This window comes from Blastococcus deserti, assembly GCF_042682525.1.
Lineage (GTDB): Bacteria > Actinomycetota > Actinomycetes > Mycobacteriales > Geodermatophilaceae > Blastococcus_B > Blastococcus_B deserti.
Genome location: NZ_JBHUHP010000014.1, coordinates 172,542 through 190,888, shown reverse-complemented (window position 1 = coordinate 190,888; position 18,347 = coordinate 172,542). Strand labels below are relative to the sequence as shown.

The window sequence follows — 18,347 nt, the reverse complement described above, 5'->3', positions numbered from 1 at the left end:
AACGGATTCGCCGGATCAGGCCTCAGCAGCGGGGAGATGTCGATGCTCGACGAGTCAGCCGGCCGGAGGACGCCGACGTCGTCGCTGAGCGCCCTGTCCGATGCCGCACTGGCGCGCGAGCTCGCCCGGCTGGCCGGCGCACGGTTGCTGGAGCTGCGCCGGGCGCTGGCCCACCTGCCGCCGCGGGAGCTGAAGGACCGGGGGGACGCCGACGCGCAGAGCCTGCTCGCCTCCGGGCTGACCGCCGCGCGTCCGGATGACGCGGTGCTGTCGGAGGAGGCGGCGGACGACCGCCTCCGGCTGGACGCGGACCGGGTGTGGATCGTCGATCCCCTCGACGGCACGCGGGAGTACTCGGAGAACCGCTCCGACTGGGCCGTGCACGTCGCGCTCTGGCAGCGCGGCGACCTGGTCACCGGCGCCGTGGCGCTCCCCGGGCTGGACACGGTGCTCACGTCCGATCCCGCGCCGGCGGTGCCACCGCGGAGCGCGAGCGCACCGCTGCGCATGGCGGTGAGCCGCAGCCGCCCGCCCGCCATCGCGACGGGCGTGGCCGAGGCACTCGGCGCCGAGCTCGTCGAGATGGGCTCGGCCGGGTTCAAGGTGGCCGCCGTCGTGCGGGGTGAGGCCGATCTCTACGTCCACGGCGGCGGCCAGTACGAGTGGGACTCGGCGGCACCCGTCGCCGTTGCGCGGGCGGCCGGCCTGCACGCGTCCCGCCTCGACGGATCGCCGCTGCGCTACAACCAGCCCGACCCGTTCCTGCCCGACCTCGTCGTCTGCCGGCCCGGGGTGGCCGACGAGGTCCTGGGCGTCATCAGCGACCTGCAGTGATCTTGTCCACCGACCACGGGGAGCCGACCATGACCGGCACGCTCACGCACCTGCAGCGGCTCGAGGCCGAGAGCATCCACATCCTGCGGGAGGCGGTCGCCGAGAGCGAGCGCCCGGTGATGCTCTACTCGATCGGCAAGGACAGCTCGGTGATGCTGCACCTGGCCAGGAAGGCGTTCTACCCCTCGCTGCCGCCGTTCCCGCTGCTCCACGTGGACACGACGTGGAAGTTCAAGCAGATGTACGAGTTCCGCGACAAGACGGCCGCCGAGCTCGGCATCGAGCTCCTCGTGCACCAGAACCCGGAATGCCTGGAGCTCGGCATCAACCCGTTCACCCACGGGTCGGCGGTGCACACCGACATGTGGAAGACCCAGGGGCTCAAGCAGGCGCTGGACAAGTGGAAGTTCGACCTCGCCTTCGGCGGCGCGCGCCGGGACGAGGAGAAGTCCCGGGCCAAGGAGCGGGTGTTCTCGCTCCGGTCGGCGCAGCACCGCTGGGACCCCAAGCAGCAGCGTCCGGAGTTGTGGCGGACGTACAACGTCCGCCACAACCCTGGCGAGACCCTGCGCGTCTTCCCGCTGTCGAACTGGACCGAGCTCGACGTGTGGCAGTACATCTACCTCGAGGACATCCCCATCGTGCCGCTGTACTTCGGTATGCCCCGGCCGGTGGTCGAGCGCGACGGCGCACTGATCATGGTGGACGACGAGCGCTTCCCGCTCCGCGACGGCGAGGAGCCGCAACTGCGCAGCGTGCGGTTCCGGACGCTGGGGTGCTACCCGCTCAGCGGCGCGGTGGAGAGCACCGCCGACACCCTGCCCGCGGTGATCCAGGAGATGCTGCTGACCACGACGTCGGAGCGGCAGGGCCGGGTCATCGACCACGACTCCGCCGGCTCGATGGAGAAGAAGAAGCAGGAGGGCTACTTCTGATGACCGCGCCCTCCGGCCTCATCGCCGATGACATCGAGTCCTACCTGGACCTGCACCAGCGCAAGACGATGCTGCGGTTCATCACCTGCGGCAGCGTGGACGACGGCAAGTCCACCCTCATCGGACGGCTGCTGTACGAGTCGCACCTGGTTTTCGAGGACCACCTGGCGGCCCTGGAGGCCGACTCGAAGAAGGGCACGCAGGGCGGCGAGCTCGACTTCGCGCTGCTCGTCGACGGGCTCGCGGCCGAGCGGGAGCAGGGCATCACGATCGACGTCGCCTACCGGTTCTTCGCCACCGACAAGCGCAAGTTCATCGTCGCCGACACCCCGGGCCACGAGCAGTACACGCGCAACATGGTCACGGGTGCGTCGACCGCCGAGCTGGCTGTGATCCTGATCGACGCCCGCAAGGGGGTGCTCACCCAGACCCGCCGCCACAGCTACCTGGTCTCGTTGCTGGGCATCCGCAAGGTCGTCGTCGCCGTCAACAAGCTCGACCTGGTCGGCTACTCGCGCGAGGTGTTCGAGCGGATCGAGGCCGACTACCGCGACTTCGCGGCCCGGATCGGGCTGACCGACATCGCGTGCATCCCCATGTCGGCGCTGCGCGGCGACAACATCACCGAGCCGAGCCAGAACACGCCCTGGTACCACGGCCCCACCCTGCTCGGGTACCTGGAGACCGTGCCCGTCGGGCAGCGGGCGCACGACGGGCCGTTCCGGATGCCGGTCCAGTGGGTGAACCGGCCCGGGCACGACTTCCGAGGCTTCTCCGGGGTGATCGTCGGCGGCCGGGTCCGGCCCGGCGACCGGGTCCGCGTCGTGCCCTCGGGCCGGCAGAGCACCGTCACCCGCATCGTCACGATGGACGACGACCTGGACGAGGCGGTGGCAGAGCAGTCGGTGACGCTCGTGCTCGCCGACGAGATCGACATCAGCCGCGGGGATGTGCTCTGCGCGGCCGAGTCCCCCGCCGGGTCGGCCGACCAGTTCGAGGCGCACGTGGTCTGGATGGCCGAGCACGAGATGCTGCCGGGCCGGCCCTACCTGCTGAAGATCGGTGCGCGGACGGTGACCGCCTCGCTCGGCCGGCCCAAGTACCGGGTCGACGTCAACACCCTCGAGCACTCGGCCGCCACCACCCTGGCCCTCAACGAGATCGGGGTGTGCAATCTCAACCTCGACCGGCCGATCGCGTTCGACCCCTATGCGGAGAACCGCGACATGGGCGGGTTCGTGCTCGTCGACCGGCTCACGAACGCCACCGTCGGCGCCGGGATGCTGCACTTCGCGCTGCGCCGGTCGCAGAACATCCACTGGCAGCAGCTCGAGGTGGACAAGGCGGCCCACGCTGAGCTCAAGGGGCACCGGCCCTGCGTCGTGTGGTTCACCGGGCTGTCGGGTGCCGGCAAGTCCAGCATCGCCAACCTGGTCGAGAAGCGGCTGCACGCGCTGGGGGTGCACACGACGCTGCTCGACGGCGACAACGTGCGGCACGGCCTGAACAAGGACCTGGGCTTCACCGAGGCCGACCGGGTGGAGAACATCCGGCGGGTGGCCGAGGTGTCGCACCTCATGGTCTGCGCGGGCCTCGTCGTTCTCGTCTCGTTCATCTCCCCGTTCCGGTCGGAACGCCGGATGGCCCGCGACCTGGTCGAGGACGGGGAGTTCTGCGAGGTCTTCGTGGACACGCCGCTCGAGGTCGCCGAGCAGCGGGACGTGAAGGGCCTGTACGGGAAGGCGCGCCGCGGCGAGCTCAGCAACTTCACCGGGATCGACTCGCCCTACGAGCCGCCCGAGGCCCCCGAGGTCCACATCGACACGACGGCCACCGACCCGGAGCAGGCGGCCCAGCAGGTGGTCGACGCGCTGCGCCGGATGGGGATCCTCAGCTGACCTGGCGGCCCGGCGTCCGGTCAGGACGCCGGGTCCTCCAGCAACCACACCCGGGCTGCGTCGTAGTCGTCGGCCAGTCCCACCAGTTCGATGCCCGACGGCGAGTGATCGATGAGCAGCCAGGCGTCGGCGAACGCGTCGATGACGGTCAGGTCGCAGCGGTCAGGGAACCCTTGGGGGAAGCGAGCCGACCGGATCTCCCGGTAGCAACGGCCGTTCTCGGACACCGGACGAACTTCGTACCAGCCGCTACACCCCTCGCGGGGCCAGCAGCGGCTCGTGCGGGCCGGGTCGCTGCCAGGTACAGGAGAACGTGCTGCGCACGTAGCGTTCGGGCTCACCCGGGGCGTTGACCGCCATGTGCGTCACCCGCCCGAACCCGCCGCACCGACAGAGAACGACCCGATCCGCGTCCCGTCCCACCCGGTCGAGCAGCGCGGTGTCACCCGTCATGGGGGGAGCGTCCTCCCGCCACCCGTGAGCGACAAGAGGAGTCCTCCTCGGCGTCACACGGGTTCTGGAAGTCTGTTCGGCTCGTGGGGCAGCGGCGGCGGTGTCGCGGCATCGGCAGGGAGGTGGCCGAGTTCCTGGTCCTCGCGCAGCGCGCTCCGCCCGAGGGCGGCGAAGAAGACCGCCGTCACCGCGGCGAGAGCCACCCACGCCGCCAGGATCGTCAGCATCACGCGCACTATCGTCCCACCGTCCATCGTCGGTCCGGTGGCGAGGCGACGAAGAGCGGGTGACGCCCAGGGCAACGACAGGGGGCGGCGACCGTTCGCGGTCAGCCGGCCGTGGCGCTCATCCGGATGGTCCAGCCCGCCCACGCCGAGGTCACCATGTCGCGCAGGCCGTGCCGCGCCTCCCACCCCAGAGCCGAGCGGATGGTGTCGGCGGCGGCCACGACCCGGGGCGGGTCGCCCGCTCGGCGAGGCGTGACCACCGGCTCGGCCCAGTCCTCGGCGGCCGTGCCGGTGACCTCGCGGATCACCCGGATCATCTCGCGCACCGATACGCCCTCGCCCCGGCCGATGTTGGCGGTGAGGGCTGTCAACCGTCCCTCGTCCAGGGCCCGGGCGGCGGCCGTGTGCGCGGAGGCGATGTCGGCGACGTGGATGAAGTCGCGGATGCACGTGCCGTCGGGGGTCGGGAAGTCGTCCCCGAAGATCAGCGGCGCCTGGCGCTCGGTGATCCGCCGGAAGATCATCGGGACCAGGTTGGCCTCGCCACGGTCACCGAGCTCCGGCCGCCCCGCCCCGGCGACGTTGAAGTACCGCAGGTTGGCGTAGCGCAGGCCGTTGGCCCGGGCCACGTCGGCGACCATGTGCTCGCCGGTGAGCTTGGTCTGCCCGTAGGGGTTCACCGGCCGGCACTCGGTGTCCTCCCCGACGAGATCGACGTCCGGCGCACCGTAGACGGCGGCGCTCGAGGAGAAGACGAAGGACTCCACGCCCGTGGCGGTCGCCACCTCCAGCAGGCGGCGCAGCCCCTCCACGTTCTCCCGGTAGTAGTACAGCGGCCGGTGGACCGACTCCTCCACCTGCTTCTTGGCCGCGATGTGGACGACGCCGGTGACGCCGTGCTCGCGCATGGTCTGCTCGAGGAGCGGCTGGTCGAGGACGCTGCCCTGGACCATGGGCACTCCCGGGATCCGCGCCGGATCACCCGTGGACAGGTCGTCGAGGACGACGACGCGCTCGCCGGCCTCGGTCATCGCGGCCACCACGTGGGCGCCGATGTACCCGGCACCGCCTGTCACGAGCCAGGTCATGACCGCAGGCTAGCGCCCCCACCGGGAGGCCGTGTCCCGCCGTGCCCGACCTCACCCCCACGGGGCAGAGGCCGCCGGCCCGGGGCCCGGTCGCCGTACGCTCGCCCGCGGGCAGGGCAACGGGGGTGGACATGAGGACCGAGACGGGCGTACCGTCCGGGGACGCGCAGCGGGGCGAGGGGCCGGTGGGCTCCGTCCCGGGCGACGTCGCACCGGACGACACGCACGCCGACGGCGACGCCCCGAGGCGGCACGGGTTGCGCCGGGTCCTCGTCTCCCTCGGCGTTCTCGGGCTCGTGCTCGCCGTCCTCGTCGGTGGCGGGCTGTGGTTCCTGACCAACCGGTACGCCGGCAACATCGACCGGATCGCCGACGTCTTCGCGGACATCGACGAGGGGACCCGCCCGGCTCCCGCGACGCCGGAGCAGGCGGCCGCCGCCGAGCCGGTGACGTTCCTGCTGGTCGGGTCGGACACCCGCGCGGAGCTGGCGCCGGGTGAGACACCCGACGGCCGGTCCGACGCCATCATGCTGGCCCGTTTCTCCGCCGACCGGCGGCACGCGCAGCTGATCTCGATCCCCCGTGACTCGTGGGTCGACATCCCGAGCCACGGCCGCAACAAGATCAACGCCAGCTACGCGTTCGGCGGACCCACGCTGCTGATCCAGACCGTCGAGCAGCTGACCCAGGTGCGCGTCGACCACTACGTGGCGATCGACTTCGACGGGCTCATCCAGGTGACCGACGACCTCGGTGGCGTGGACGTCGTCGTCGCCGAGACGACCAGCAACGGGCCCTACACCTTCCCCGCAGGGGTCAACCACCTCGACGGTGACCAGGCCCGGTGGTACCTGGGCCAGCGCTACGGCCTGCCCGGCGGCGACTTCGACCGCGTCAAGCGGCAGCAGCAGTACCTGCAGTCGATGTTCGCCAAGCTGTTCAGCTCGAACACCTTCACCGACCCCGGCCGGCTGGACTCGGCACTGCTCGCCGTGACGAGCGCGGTGACGATCGACGACACGCTGGGGAACGGCGACCTGCTGTCGCTGGCGTACTCGATGCGCGACGTGACCCCGCAAAACATCGACTTCTTCACCGCACCGGTGCTGGGCACGGGCATGGAGGGCCCGGCGAGCGTGGTCTACCTCGACACCGTCGCGTGCGAGCGGATGTGGGCCTACCTGCGCGCGGACTCGCTCGCCCAGAACGCCGCCGAGTTCGCCGACGAGGCGCTCCCGACCGTGCCACGCTGACCGGCCGGATCAGCCCCGGCCAGAACCTTCCGCGCGGGAGCGGCCGATGGCGGCGTCGGGAACGTCCAGGGTCCGGGCGTCCAGCTCGCGGCGCAGCACCCATTCTTCGGGCAGCACCAGACGTGGGGCCACGCCCACCAACACGGCCACGAGGAACGCGACACCGGCGAGCGCCTCGCCGGACTCCTCGACGAACGTGGCCGCGGCCGCCCAGTTGCCGGCCACGCCCTCGGCGCCGGCGGCGACCGCCGACAGGGCCGAGAGGCCGACGGAAGCCACGGCGTAGAGGGCGAGCACCCCGAGCACGCGCCGGCGGTCACGGCGCTCGGTACGGCTGAGCAACCACAGGCCGCCGATGACGACGGCGGCAGCCGCAGCGCTCAGCGTGAGCGCAGGTCCGGTGCCGACCGCGTCCTCGAGAGCGCCCAGCGCCTGTGCGTGGACCGTGCTGCCGGCCTTGACCGTGGCGATGAGACCGCCGACGAGCCCGACCGCCAGCCACCAGGTGCGGCGACCGGGCAGGTTGCTCGCGCCGGCGACCGCGGCGAGAGCGGCCGCCGCGAAGAGGAGGGCCACGAACAGCCGCGGAACGGAGAAAGGTGCGTCCATCGACAGCAGCTGGGCGACCTGGCCGCGCTGGCCGGTGAGCCGGGTGACGTAGCCGGCGCCCTCGAGACCGACGGCGAGTGCCGCCAGCGCCACCCCGATCGGCGGCAGCGGGATGCCGCGCCGACGGGTGCGGACGGCGCGGGCGCGCGCCGGAGCGGTGGCGGGGAGGTCGGCGGTCAGCGGGCTGGCGTCGCCGGTGCGCTCGTCGGCCAGCCGGATGCTCCGGCCGATGAGGACGGCGACACCGGCGGCCACCAGCAGCCACGCGACAAGTCCGCCCAGCACCCAGAGCCACACCACGACGTGATGATCGGCGGCCGGTTGGCCGATCGTGACCATCTGGTCACGGAACGCGGGGTGTCGTCCCCAGCAGTCCCTCGGTTCCCGCCCTTCCCGTCAGGGGAGGGCGGCGAGGTACTCGGACAGTGCTGTGCGCCAGTTCCGGGGCGCGAAGCCGGTCGCGGTGATCTTCGACAGGTCGAGGACGCTGTTGAGCGGCCGCACGGCCGCCTGCGGCTTGTCGGCGAAGTACTCCGCGGTGCTGGTCCGCCCGACGTCGTCGGCGCTACGGCCCCGGGCCTCGAAGACGGCGGCGGCGACCTGTGCCCAGGACGCCGGTTCCCCGGCGTTGGTGAGGTTGTAGGTGCCGAAAGCTGCGCCGGTGTCCAGCAGGTGGGCGATGCCGCCGGCCAGGTCGGTGGTGAACGTCGGCCGCCCGACCTGGTCGTCGACGACGGTGGGCGAGACGCCCCGGTCGGCCAGCGACGCCATGGTGCGGACGAAGTTGCCGCCCTCTCCCACCACCCACGTCGTCCGGACGACGTAGTGCCGCTCGAGCCGAGCCGCCTCCCGGTCGCCGTCGGCCTTGCTCCTGCCGTAGACGCTCAGCGGGGACGGCGGCAGATCCTCCGGGATCGGCCCGTCGTACCGGCCGTCGAAGACGTACTCGCTGGAGATGTGCACGAGCGTGAACCCGTGCCGCTCCCCCGCATCGGCCAGATGACCGACGGCGTCGACGTTGGCGGCGCGCACGGCCGCGTGGTTGGCCGGGTCCTCGGCCGCGTCGACCGCGGTCCAGGCGGCCGCGTTGACGACGACGTCGACACCCGACCAGTCGTAGCGGGCGACCGCCTCGCCGTCGGCGACGTTCAGGGCGGCGCGGTCGAGCGCGACGGCGTCCGGGAACCGCTTCTGCAAGGCCCGGCCGAGCTGGCCGTTGGCCCCGACGACGACCGTCGTCACTGCCCCTGCGCCGCGTACTTGGCCTCGACCTGCTCCTTCAGGGGCTTCCACCACGACTCGTTCGCGCGGTACCAGTCGACGGTGGCGGCCAGGCCGTCGCGGAAGTCGGTGAACTGGGGCTTCCAGCCGAGCTCGTCGCGGAGCTTGCTCGCGTCGATGGCGTAGCGCAGGTCGTGGCCGGCGCGGTCGATGACCTGGTCGAAGGCGTCGCGGGGCTGGCCGAGCAGCTCGAGGATGAGGCTGAGCACCTCGCGGTTGTTCTTCTCGCCGTCGGCGCCGATGAGGTAGGTCTCCCCGCTGCGGCCCTTCTCGAGGATCGCGTGGACCGCGGAGTTGTGGTCGTCGACGTGGATCCAGTCGCGGACGTTCTCGCCCTTGCCGTAGAGCTTGGGGCGCAGGCCGGCGAGCACGTTGGTGATCTGCCGCGGGATGAACTTCTCGATGTGCTGGTAGGGCCCGTAGTTGTTCGAGCAGTTGGAGATGGTCGCCTCGATGCCGAAGGAGCGCACCCAGGCGCGCACCAGCAGGTCGGAGCCGGCCTTGGTCGAGGAGTAGGGGCTCGACGGGTTGTACGGCGTCTCCGGCGTGAACTTCTTCGGGTCGTCGAGCTCGAGGTCGCCGTAGACCTCGTCGGTGGAGATGTGGTGCAGCCGCACGCCGTGCTTCCGCACCGCCTCGAGGATCGTGTACGTCCCGATGATGTTGGTCGTGAGGAACGGCGACGGGTCGCTGAGCGAGTTGTCGTTGTGGCTCTCCGCGGCGAAGTGCACGACGGCGTCGCTGCGGCTGACCAGCTCGTCGACGAGGGCGGCGTCGGCCACCGAGCCGTGCACGAACTCGATGCGGTCGCGCACCGGTGCCAGCGACGCTTCGTTCCCGGCGTAGGTGAGCGCGTCGAGCACGGTGATCTGGTGCTCGGGGTGCTCGCGCAGCGTGTAGTGGACGAAGTTCGCGCCGATGAATCCGGCGCCTCCGGTGACGAGCATGCGCATCGTCGCGACAACCTCCATGGTTCGCGGCCGGTGCGGAGCCTCCGCCCGGCCCCGCCGGCCGCACGTCCGCGGGCCCGGCAGGTCCTCCGGCCCTCAACGGTAACCGGGCGGGCGTGCCGACGTCGGGGCGCGCGGGGCGCGCGGGGCGTGTGGGATCAGCCGGCGCGGCGGCCCAGTGCCCGGTAGGTCCAGCCGGCGGCGGTCCAGGCATCGCGGTCGAGCGCGTTGCGCCCGTCGAGCACCCGCTTCTGGCGCACGACCGCGCCGAAGGAGACCGGGTCGAGCTCCCGGTACTGCCGCCACTCGGTCAGCACCAGCACGGCGTCGGCGCGGTCGGCCGCCTCCTCCGGCGTGTCGGCGTAGTCGAGCTGCGGCCACAGCCGTCGGCTGTTCTCGACGGCGGCCGGGTCGGTGACCCGCACGACGGCGCCCTGCAGCTGCAGCTGGGCGGCGACGTTGAGCGCCGGGGAGTCGCGGATGTCGTCGCTGTCGGGCTTGAAGGCCGCGCCGAGGACGGCGATCCGCTTGCCCAGCAGGGACCCGTCGCAGACCTCGCGGGCGAGCTCCACCATGCGGATGCGGCGCCGCATGTTGATGTTGTCGACCTCCTTGAGGAAGGTCAGCGCCTGGTCGGCGCCCAGCTCGCCGGCGCGCGCCATGAAGGCCCGGATGTCCTTGGGCAGGCAGCCGCCGCCGAAGCCGAGGCCGGCGTTGAGGAACTTGCGGCCGATGCGGTCGTCGTAGCCGATGGCGTCGGCCAGCAGCTTCACGTCGGCGCCGGTGGCCTCGCACAGCTCGGCCATCGCGTTGATGAAGGAGATCTTGGTGGCGAGGAAGGAGTTCGCCGCCGTCTTCACCATTTCGGCGGTGGCGTAGTCGGTCTCGACCTTGGGCGTGCCGCGCTCGACGATCGGCGCGTAGACCTCGTCGAGCAGGGCCCGCGCCGTCTCGCCGTCGGGACCCGCGGGGAGGCCGTAGACCAGCCGGTCGGGGTGGAGCGTGTCCTGGACGGCGAAGCCCTCCCGGAGGAACTCGGGGTTCCAGGCGAGCAGCGCGCCCGGCACCTTCTCCTGGACCAGCTCGGCGAGCGCGGCGGCCGTCCCGACAGGGACGGTCGACTTCCCGACGACGAGGTCACCGGGCGCCAGCACACCGAGCAGTGACTCCACCGCGTCCTGGACGTAGTGCATGTCCGCGGCGTACTCACCCCGCTTCTGCGGCGTCCCCACGCAGACGAAGTGCACCTGCGACCCGGCCGCGTCCCCGACATCGGTGGAGAAGCTGAGCCGGCCAGTGTCGAGAGTGCCGGCGAGCAGCTCCTCGAAACCCGGCTCGTAGAAGGGCGCGCGCGCCCGGCACAGCGCCTGCACCTTGTCGTGGTCGACATCGATGCCGACCACGTCGTGCCCCAGTTTCGCCATGGAGGCGGCGTGCACCGCGCCCAGGTAGCCGCAGCCGATGACCGAGATGCGCACTCTGCCCGTCCTCACCCGAATCACTTCGCTGCCGAAGTGGATCACGGCGTCGAGCGATACGCTCGCCCACCGATCAGGCCTGCGAAGCTCGACCACCCGATCGGACCTACCGGGCACGGTGGACGGTATCGACACCGGCCATCACCAGTCCACAGAGGCGTTGCTGCCTTTTCTGCAGCTCGCGCCGAGCGTGACCACGGAAGATCACGATGCGGCCCGTAGGAATGCCGGCGAGCCGTGGCTGCTGATCGCCGGACTGATGTGGGCGGTACTCGCCCTCGGCGCCGCCAGACTCCTGGGCCCCGCTGTCCGCCTGGCCGCCGGGGCGACGGTGCCCGCCTCGTGGCCCGATGAGGTCGACCGCTTCCTCCGCGAGGCGAATTGCCGCTCCGACGTGCGGCTCGGTGCGCCTACCCGGAAGTCCTGAACCGCCCAGCCGTTCCGGGCTCCCGACCGCCCGCCGCGCCCTCCGGGGCCCGTACCCTCGGTCGAGTTGCCCGGCGGACGGGGGTGTCCATGACGCGCGACCGCGGAGCTCGGCGAAACGGCGGCCTGCCGGACGCGGAGTCGCACGCGGACTCCCTCCACCACGACCTCCTGAGCGGAGACGAGGACCACTCCCCTCCGGAGAAGAGCCGTCGACGCCTCAGTCGAGCGCTCATCAGCCTCGGCGTCCTCGCGGTGGTGCTCGCGGTCCTCCTCGGCGGGGGCTTCTGGTTCCTGACCAACCGCTACGCCGGCAACATCGACCGCGTCGCCGACGTGTTCAGCGACCTCGACGAGGGCACCCGCCCCGCACCGGCGACGCCCGCGGAGGAGACCGGTCAGGACCCGGTCACCTTCCTGCTCGTCGGTTCCGACACCCGCGCCGACGTCCCCGCCGGGGAGGCGCCCGGCGGGCGCTCGGATGCCATCATGATCGCCCGGTTCACCGCCGACCGGCAGCACGCCCAGCTGATCTCCATCCCCCGTGACTCCTGGGTCGACATCCCGGGCCACGGCAAGAACAAGATCAACGCGGCGTACGCGTTCGGTGGCCCCACGCTCCTCGTCCAGACGGTCGAGCAGCTGACGCAGGTGCGCATCGACCACTACATGGCGATCGACTTCGAGGGGCTCGTCCAGGTCACCGACGATCTCGGCGGGGTGGACGTGGTGGTCGCCGAGACGACCAGCAACGGGCCGTACACGTTCCCCGCGGGGGTGAACCACCTCGACGGCGACAAGGCCCGCTGGTACCTCGGCCAGCGGTACGGCTTGCCGGGCGGGGACTTCGACCGGGTGCGCCGGCAGCAGCAGTACCTGCGGGCCATGTTCGGGAAGTTGTTCAGCTCCAACACCTTCAGCGATCCGCCGAAGCTGGACGCCGCCCTGCTGGCGGTGACCAGCGCCGTCACCGTCGACGACACGCTCGGCAATGGGGACCTGGTGGGCCTGGCGTACTCGATGCGGAACGTGACGCCGGAGAACGTCGACTTCTTCACCGCGCCGGTGCTCGGAACCGGCATGGAGGGGCCGGCCAGCGTCGTCTACCTCGATGCGGCCGCCGGCGAGCGGATGTGGTCGTACCTGCGCAACGACTCCCTCGCTTCGAACGCGGAGGAGTTCAGCCGACAGGCGCTGCCCGACGTCCCCCGCTGACCCATGACAGGCCGGCCGTGAGAGCAGGTCAGGGCGATCAGCACGCCGACGACAGAGAACCGTGCGGGTCAGGAGGACGCGGAGTCGGCCGGGACGGCACCGCGGTTCAGGTCGGCGAGGCGGCCCAGGATCGGCAGCAGAACTGCCGCAATCAGCTCGCCCACCTCCTCGTGGACCTCCAGAGGGGCGCCGATCGGATCCCGGACGTCGTCATCCGTTACGGCGGTGCGTCGCGACCGAGCTCCAGCCAGCTCCTTGACCAGGCCACGGGCACGCTCGGGCAGATCCTTCCCGGTCGGCCGGACCTCCGGACCGACCAGCTGCAGCAGGTCGGCGGCCTCGCGCAGGGTGAAGGTTCTCTGCAGGGCGCGCGGAGCCAGTCGCAGGACCTCCCGTCGGTGGGCGCGGGTCATCGTGAGCGTGAGGTCAGCGCCGGCTGCAATTCGCTCGTCGAGCTGCCGTGCGCGGAAGTCACCGGCGACTGCCCCGAAGCCCTGGAGAACGAGGGCACTGTCGGGATGCATCGCGGAATCGACGACCGCACGGGTTCCCGCGCTGACCAGCCGCACCGCATCGGCGGCCTGGCCGAGGCGTTGCGCGAGGAAAGCCCGACCGAGCCGCTCGGCAAGAGCCGAGCGGCAGATGTTGCCCGTACAGACCAGGAGCACGGTGAAAGCCGGCTGGTCAGGCCGCTCGGCACTCACGGAGAAAGTGTGCTGCGCGGGCCCGCCGCGCAGCGAAGGGGCCGTCCGGTACCCGCCGAGCCATGACCGACAAGGCACAGCTCGGCCGCGGGACGCGACGTCGCGAACAGTGTCATGGTCCGTTGTGCCAGCATCGCCTGCCGTTCGGGGGAGGTGTCGGCCATCCTGGCGGCTGCGGCCGCCGGTCCGCCCGGCCAAGACGGTGCCCTCACCCCATCGGGTCAGGCCCGACAGTGGCGACACGGGCGCACGGGTGAGAAGGCCGGGCAACTCCGCTGCTCAGGGCACCGTGCGCGACTCAATAGGCGCCGGAGCCGCGGACCACGGCGCCGACGGTCTTCCAGAGGATCATGAAGTCGAAGGTCAGCGACCAGTTCTCGACGTACCTGACATCGATGCGTACCGAGTCGTCCCACGAGAGGTCAGAGCGGCCACTGATCTGCCAGAGACCGGTGAGGCCGGGCTTGACCAGGAAGCGGCGGTGCATGTCGAACCCGTACCGCTCGACCTCGCTGGGCAGCGGCGGTCGCGGCCCGACGAGGGACATGTGACCACGGATGACGTTGAACAACTGGGGGAGCTCATCAAGCGAGTAGCGCCGCATGACGCGCCCCACCGAGGTGATGCGAGGGTCGTTCTTCTTCTTGAACAGGACGCCGTTGCCGTCGCTCGCCGCAGCTAGCTCATCGACCATGCGGTCGGCACCGACGACCATGCTGCGGAACTTGAGCATGGAGAAGGTCTGTCCGTCCTTGCCGACGCGCTCCTGCCGGAAGAAGACGGGCCCGCGACTGGTCGTCTTCACGGCCAGCGCCAGACCGAGGAGGACAGGTAGGAGGAAGAGGGCACCCAGGCTCGCGGCCACCTTGTCGAAGAGTGCCTTGCCCAGTCGGCGGATGCCGGTCAGCTCAGGCCGCTCCATGTGCATCAGGGGAAGCCCGCAGACCGGCCGGATACGCACGCGGGGACCGACGATCTCGGTGACCGCAGGGGCCAACAGCAGCTCGGCTCGGGTCTTCTCCAGGTCCCAGCCGAGGCGGCGCAGCGCTGGCCCGTCCAGCTCAGGGCAGGGCAGGACGGCGACCGTGTCGACCTCGTAGCGGGCCACGACGTCGGCGACCTCATCAAGGCCTCCGAGCACCGGCAAGCCGTTGAAGGCGTCCGCTTCCGGCCTGAACTGATCAGCGGGCAGGCAGCAGCCGACGACCCGGTACCCGTGGAACGCCTCACGGTCCAGCTGCTCGTCGAGGGCGGCCACCGCATTGCGGTGGCCGACCAGCAGGGTGGTCTGCAGGTGCTCGCCGCGTCGGCGTGCCCGATGCAGCATCTGTCGCTGCGTGTAGCGGTGCACCAGCGTGAGCGAGGCAGCGAGCGGGACGGCGATGACCACGAAGCCGCGAGCCACTTCCAGGCGGAATGCCCACGAGACGGTGCCAAGAGTGGCGAGCAGCATCATGGCGGCGAAGAAGACGCGGCGGAACTCCTCGGCCCCCACCCAGAGGAAGCGCTGCTCGTAACTACGGGCGACGAGCATGGAGCCGACCCAGATCAACGGCAGCAGGAGCGCCGCCCACAGGGAGGCGTACGGGGTCGCTCCGCCCTCCGGGCCGAAGCGGACCACGTAACCGGCCAGGCCGGCGAGGGCCGCGCAGAGGACGTCGCCGACGACGATGCGTCGGACGTAGGCGCCCCGCCAGGCGCGGCGGGCCTCGGTGCCTGCACCGCGAAAGCGAGCGGCGTACGAGTGCCAGCCGCGAGCAGCCGGTCGCTGCGTGAAGGGCGCAGCGTCGTCGGGACGTGCGTCAAGCAGAAAAATCGGGCACCCCCGTGGACCTACCCGCGAGGGCCCCGTGCCCTCCGACGAACGCCTGGCATCACCAGGAACTTCATCGTTCAACCGGCTCGGTGAATGTAGCGCGTACAACTAGATAACGGGAGGGGGCAACGGCTCCGGTGTGACTCGTTCCACGCCGCCTGGTTACTCCACGCGTGGGAGACCGTCATGCCCTCCGCTTGCCCCCCTTCTGGGCGGGGTTGGCCTCGTAGCCATATCCATAGCCGTAGGCTGTGGCCACCTCGGCCTTCGGCGGGACGATGTTGAGGATCACGCCGAGCGTCTTGGCACCGACGCGCTGAAGGGTGGCTGCCGCCTGCTGCAACTGGTCGCGAGTAGTGGCGCCGTAGCGCACGGACAGCAGGACCCCGTCGGTGTGCACCGCTAGGCCCGACGAGTCGGCGACAGGCAGCAACGGCGGAGCATCGACCAGAATGAAGTCGTTGGTGCCGCGCAGCTTGTCGAGCAGCTCAGCCATGTGGCTCGACGCGAGCAGCTCGCCGGGGTTTGGAGGCGTCGGTCCCGCGGCGATGACGCCGAGGTGGCCATCGCCGTGGCTCTGGACAACATCAGCCAGGTCAGCCGAACCGCTGAGCACATTGGTTAACCCGACGCCGCCTACCAAACCCAGGTAGCGAGTAACCTTCGGCCGCCGGAGGTCAGCCTCCACGATGGTGACCCTGCGATCCGCGTCCACGAGAGCGAGGGCGAGGTTGACGACGGCCGTCGTCTTGCCCTCAGCCGGCAGCGCACTCGAGATCATGATGACCTTCGGCGGCTCGTCGACGTTGAGGAACTGGAGATTGTTTCGCAACTGTCGGTAGTCCTCGGCTGTGCGACTGGTCGAGGAACGCTCGATGGCGTGCCGCTGGACCAGAGCTTCATCGCGGAGAACGACGCCAATCACGGGCGCACCGGCGATCTCCCCGGCCACCTCCTGATCCTTCACGGAGCGGTCGAGCCGCGCCCGAAGTATGGCCAGCCCAGCGCCGACGAGCAGGCCTATGAGAGAGCCAAGAGCCGTGTTGCGTGCCGTCTGCGGCGAGCTAGGTGCGCTGGGGACATCAGGCGCATCAGCGACCGTGATCCTGACCGGCGGCTCACCGGTCGCGCCCGCCGGTTCAAGCTCGCTAACGAAGGCGCTGAATTCGCCGCCGACCGCAGCCGCGATTCGCTGTGCTCGCTCCGCAGACGCGTCGGTCACCGTCACGTCGATCAAGACCGTGTCCTGGCCGGCCGTGGCAGTGATGCGCCCAGCCAACGCCGACGGCGCAAGGTTGAGATCTAGCCGGTCGATGACACGGCCAGCGACTTCCTCACCCGAAAGCAACCGAGCGTAGGAGGTGACGCGCTGCTGGCTGAGCTGATTGCCCTGAAATGCCTCAGCGGTGGAAGCAGATGTCGGGGTCGACACGAAGAGCTGCAACTGCGAGGTGTACAGCGGGGTCTGCAGCAGGCTGATTGCGGCGGCAGCACCGCCGCCGAGGAGCAGACCGATCAGAGGCAACCACCACGCTGCCCGCAGTGCAGCGAGCCCCTCGCGGATCTCCACCCTGTCCCCGTTCGTCGAAGCCATCTGCCGCGCCGTGTGGTCGCAACCCTGACTGGCTCGGCGATGAGCCGCGTCAGGAAGACCTGGCGGCGATCCTGCCGCATCGCTCACGACTTCCGCCCCTCAGCCAAGGGGCTGCCATTCGACGGAGGGACGACAGACCAGGGCAAGCAAGCCGGCTCTACCGTGATCCGGCGGGGCGCGTCGAAGCAGCACGTCTGGCCGCATACCTGGTGCCTTGCGTCGGGACGCGTGCCGGCACCAGTCCACCTCCCGGACTTGACTTGCGTCGGCGAAAGAGCGAGGCGCTTGCCCGGACGAGCACTGGCGATTCCTGCACCGCGGGACTGGGCATGACCGGTAACACCGCGAGGGCTAGGAGCAGATACCAGCCCATGCCGATACCGGCGGCGCTGCTGGACGTTATGGCAGACACGGCGCCCACCATGTACAGCGCGACGGCGACTGGACGCAGTGATTTGGGGACCCTGACTACGTGACGAGCGGTACTGACCATCAGGGCCAGCCATAGGAGACCAGCGATGAGGCCCCCCGAGACGAGAGCCTCGACCAGCGCATTGTGAGCGACCGAGAGCCCCAACTCTGAAGCCGTGAGGTACCTCCCAAGCTCCGGCGCGTGGTTCCTGAAGGCAGCTGGACCGTATCCGAAGAGTGGGTTGTCAGCGACCGCTGTGAGCAAATCCCCCCAGAGGGGCAGTCTCCCGGTGAGCGTGAACAGCTCCGTATTGCCGCGAATGAAGGACGATGCGGCCGAAGAGTAGATCTGGGGCTGGAAGATGACGTAGACAACCGTCATCACAAGAGCGCCGCCGGACATGGCGGCTCGGCCACGAGATGTCTTGCCGAGCCGCCATGTGGACGAAATGGCGGCCACCAAGGCGAGGAGGACGGCGATGGCTGCTGTTCGGGCGGCAGCTTGCACCAGGGCGTACCCAGAGACGGCGATGGCCGTCCAGAGCAGCAGGGCTGGCCCCCGCCTACTGGCCTTGCCCAACCAGACGCCGAATGCCCCGGCCAGCGTCACCGCGGCGGCCAATCCAAACGTATTGGCGATGAGGAGCCCCGTAAGTCGTTGCTCGCCCTCGACGCCTACGTAATCCGCGTCCACGAATACCGCGTAGACGACGTGCGCCGCGCACCCCACGATGGTTGCGCCGAGCAATCCCGCAGTGCCGGACGCGGCCGCGCGACGAACGACGATGACCACGACGAGCGGAAGGGCGATCTGGGCCACTCGGAGAAGTCCGCTGAGAGGATAGGGCCCGAGAAGCGCGCAAGGGACGAGCCAGCACACGTACCAGATAGCCCAACGCAGCGGTGGGCTGACGGCGTAATCGCTGGATGGACGTGAGTTGAGGGCCAGCCATGCGCAAGCCACCAGGAGTACGAACAGGGGAATTAGCTTGGGCAACGTCAGAGTGCTTCCACTCGTGGTGCCGGCTCCGACGAGGCCAGCCTCGGCGGTGAACACAGCGCATCCCCAGGCGATCGTGGCCGCGGGTCCGGCGAGCGGTTTGCCGAGACAAAGCAGCACGACAAACACGAAGCCGACGACAGCGCTCGTCGCCGCCAGTAGCCAGGGATCCACC

General features: G+C 70.4%; 18 protein-coding genes. 6 read left to right on the top strand and 12 right to left on the bottom strand.

Annotation, left to right across the window (positions count from 1 at the left end):
- Positions 1 to 42: 42 nt before the first annotated feature.
- The 3 genes from ACFSHS_RS14630 to cysN are packed head-to-tail and all read left to right on the top strand — an operon-like array spanning position 43 to position 3,667.
- Entirely contained in the window at positions 43 to 834 is a 792-nt protein-coding gene (locus ACFSHS_RS14630; RefSeq protein WP_376877417.1) for a 3'(2'),5'-bisphosphate nucleotidase CysQ, read from the top strand.
- Positions 831 to 1,769, top strand: coding sequence for a sulfate adenylyltransferase subunit CysD (cysD, locus tag ACFSHS_RS14625; protein WP_465252830.1), 939 nt, complete (start codon positions 831 to 833; stop codon positions 1,767 to 1,769). Before ACFSHS_RS14630 ends, cysD begins: the two co-directional genes overlap by 4 nt.
- Positions 1,769 to 3,667 (top strand): sulfate adenylyltransferase subunit CysN, encoded by a 1,899-nt coding sequence (gene cysN, locus ACFSHS_RS14620; protein WP_376877414.1) that lies wholly within the window; start codon positions 1,769 to 1,771, stop codon positions 3,665 to 3,667. The genes cysD and cysN overlap by 1 nt, the downstream gene beginning before the upstream one ends.
- 20 nt (positions 3,668 to 3,687) lie before the next feature.
- Here the strand turns inward: cysN and ACFSHS_RS14615 are convergent, their stop codons facing one another.
- From ACFSHS_RS14615 to galE, 4 genes are all read right to left on the bottom strand, one after another.
- A complete protein-coding gene (locus tag ACFSHS_RS14615; RefSeq protein ID WP_376877411.1) occupies positions 3,688 to 3,894 on the bottom strand; it encodes a hypothetical protein in 207 nt (68 codons plus the stop codon).
- A 22-nt stretch (positions 3,895 to 3,916) separates the two neighbouring features.
- The gene (locus ACFSHS_RS14610; protein WP_376877408.1) at positions 3,917 to 4,120 is read right to left on the bottom strand and encodes a hypothetical protein; all 204 of its coding nucleotides are present in this window, start codon (positions 4,118 to 4,120) and stop codon (positions 3,917 to 3,919) included.
- Between the two features lie 53 nt (positions 4,121 to 4,173).
- Positions 4,174 to 4,350, bottom strand: coding sequence for a hypothetical protein (locus ACFSHS_RS14605; RefSeq protein ID WP_376877405.1), 177 nt, complete (start codon positions 4,348 to 4,350; stop codon positions 4,174 to 4,176).
- Between the two features lie 98 nt (positions 4,351 to 4,448).
- Positions 4,449 to 5,435 carry a UDP-glucose 4-epimerase GalE gene (gene galE, locus ACFSHS_RS14600; protein WP_376877402.1) on the bottom strand — a complete coding sequence of 329 codons (987 nt, stop codon included), beginning with the start codon at positions 5,433 to 5,435 and terminating at the stop codon, positions 4,449 to 4,451.
- 131 nt (positions 5,436 to 5,566) lie between these two features.
- Here galE and ACFSHS_RS14595 point away from each other — a divergent pair, with 131 nt between their 5' ends.
- On the top strand, positions 5,567 to 6,688 hold the full coding sequence (locus ACFSHS_RS14595) for an LCP family protein (protein WP_376877399.1): 1,122 nt from the start codon (positions 5,567 to 5,569) through the stop codon (positions 6,686 to 6,688).
- A 9-nt stretch (positions 6,689 to 6,697) separates the two neighbouring features.
- Here ACFSHS_RS14595 and ACFSHS_RS14590 read toward each other — a convergent pair whose 3' ends face one another.
- The 4 genes from ACFSHS_RS14590 to ACFSHS_RS14575 all read right to left on the bottom strand — a co-directional run bounded on the left by ACFSHS_RS14590 (position 6,698) and on the right by ACFSHS_RS14575 (position 11,006).
- On the bottom strand, positions 6,698 to 7,636 hold the full coding sequence (locus ACFSHS_RS14590; protein WP_376877396.1) for a hypothetical protein: 939 nt from the start codon (positions 7,634 to 7,636) through the stop codon (positions 6,698 to 6,700).
- Between the two features lie 57 nt (positions 7,637 to 7,693).
- Positions 7,694 to 8,539 carry an SDR family oxidoreductase gene (locus ACFSHS_RS14585; protein WP_376877393.1) on the bottom strand — a complete coding sequence of 282 codons (846 nt, stop codon included), beginning with the start codon at positions 8,537 to 8,539 and terminating at the stop codon, positions 7,694 to 7,696.
- Positions 8,536 to 9,531, bottom strand: coding sequence for a dTDP-glucose 4,6-dehydratase (gene rfbB, locus ACFSHS_RS14580; RefSeq protein ID WP_376877390.1), 996 nt, complete (start codon positions 9,529 to 9,531; stop codon positions 8,536 to 8,538). The genes ACFSHS_RS14585 and rfbB overlap by 4 nt, the downstream gene beginning before the upstream one ends.
- A gap of 155 nt (positions 9,532 to 9,686) precedes the next feature.
- A complete protein-coding gene (locus tag ACFSHS_RS14575; RefSeq protein ID WP_376877387.1) occupies positions 9,687 to 11,006 on the bottom strand; it encodes a UDP-glucose dehydrogenase family protein in 1,320 nt (439 codons plus the stop codon).
- Between ACFSHS_RS14575 and ACFSHS_RS14570 the strand changes: the two genes are divergently transcribed.
- Positions 10,990 to 11,433 carry a hypothetical protein gene (locus tag ACFSHS_RS14570; RefSeq protein WP_376877384.1) on the top strand — a complete coding sequence of 148 codons (444 nt, stop codon included), beginning with the start codon at positions 10,990 to 10,992 and terminating at the stop codon, positions 11,431 to 11,433. The genes ACFSHS_RS14575 and ACFSHS_RS14570 overlap by 17 nt on opposite strands.
- A gap of 89 nt (positions 11,434 to 11,522) precedes the next feature.
- The gene (locus tag ACFSHS_RS14565) at positions 11,523 to 12,647 is read left to right on the top strand and encodes an LCP family protein (protein WP_376877381.1); all 1,125 of its coding nucleotides are present in this window, start codon (positions 11,523 to 11,525) and stop codon (positions 12,645 to 12,647) included.
- A 68-nt stretch (positions 12,648 to 12,715) separates the two neighbouring features.
- Here ACFSHS_RS14565 and ACFSHS_RS14560 read toward each other — a convergent pair whose 3' ends face one another.
- The 4 genes from ACFSHS_RS14560 to ACFSHS_RS14545 form a co-directional block, all read right to left on the bottom strand.
- Complete coding sequence (locus ACFSHS_RS14560) at positions 12,716 to 13,351, bottom strand: arsenate reductase/protein-tyrosine-phosphatase family protein (RefSeq protein WP_376877378.1); 636 nt, start codon at positions 13,349 to 13,351, stop codon at positions 12,716 to 12,718.
- 298 nt (positions 13,352 to 13,649) lie between these two features.
- Positions 13,650 to 15,023, bottom strand: a complete 1,374-nt coding sequence (locus tag ACFSHS_RS14555) for a sugar transferase (protein WP_376877473.1) — start codon at positions 15,021 to 15,023, stop codon at positions 13,650 to 13,652.
- A gap of 328 nt (positions 15,024 to 15,351) precedes the next feature.
- The gene (locus ACFSHS_RS14550; RefSeq protein ID WP_376877375.1) at positions 15,352 to 16,737 is read right to left on the bottom strand and encodes a tyrosine-protein kinase domain-containing protein; all 1,386 of its coding nucleotides are present in this window, start codon (positions 16,735 to 16,737) and stop codon (positions 15,352 to 15,354) included.
- A gap of 181 nt (positions 16,738 to 16,918) precedes the next feature.
- Positions 16,919 to 18,346: an O-antigen ligase family protein gene (locus ACFSHS_RS14545; RefSeq protein ID WP_376877372.1), complete on the bottom strand. Its 1,428-nt coding sequence runs from the start codon at positions 18,344 to 18,346 to the stop codon at positions 16,919 to 16,921.
- Position 18,347: the final 1 nt, after the last annotated feature.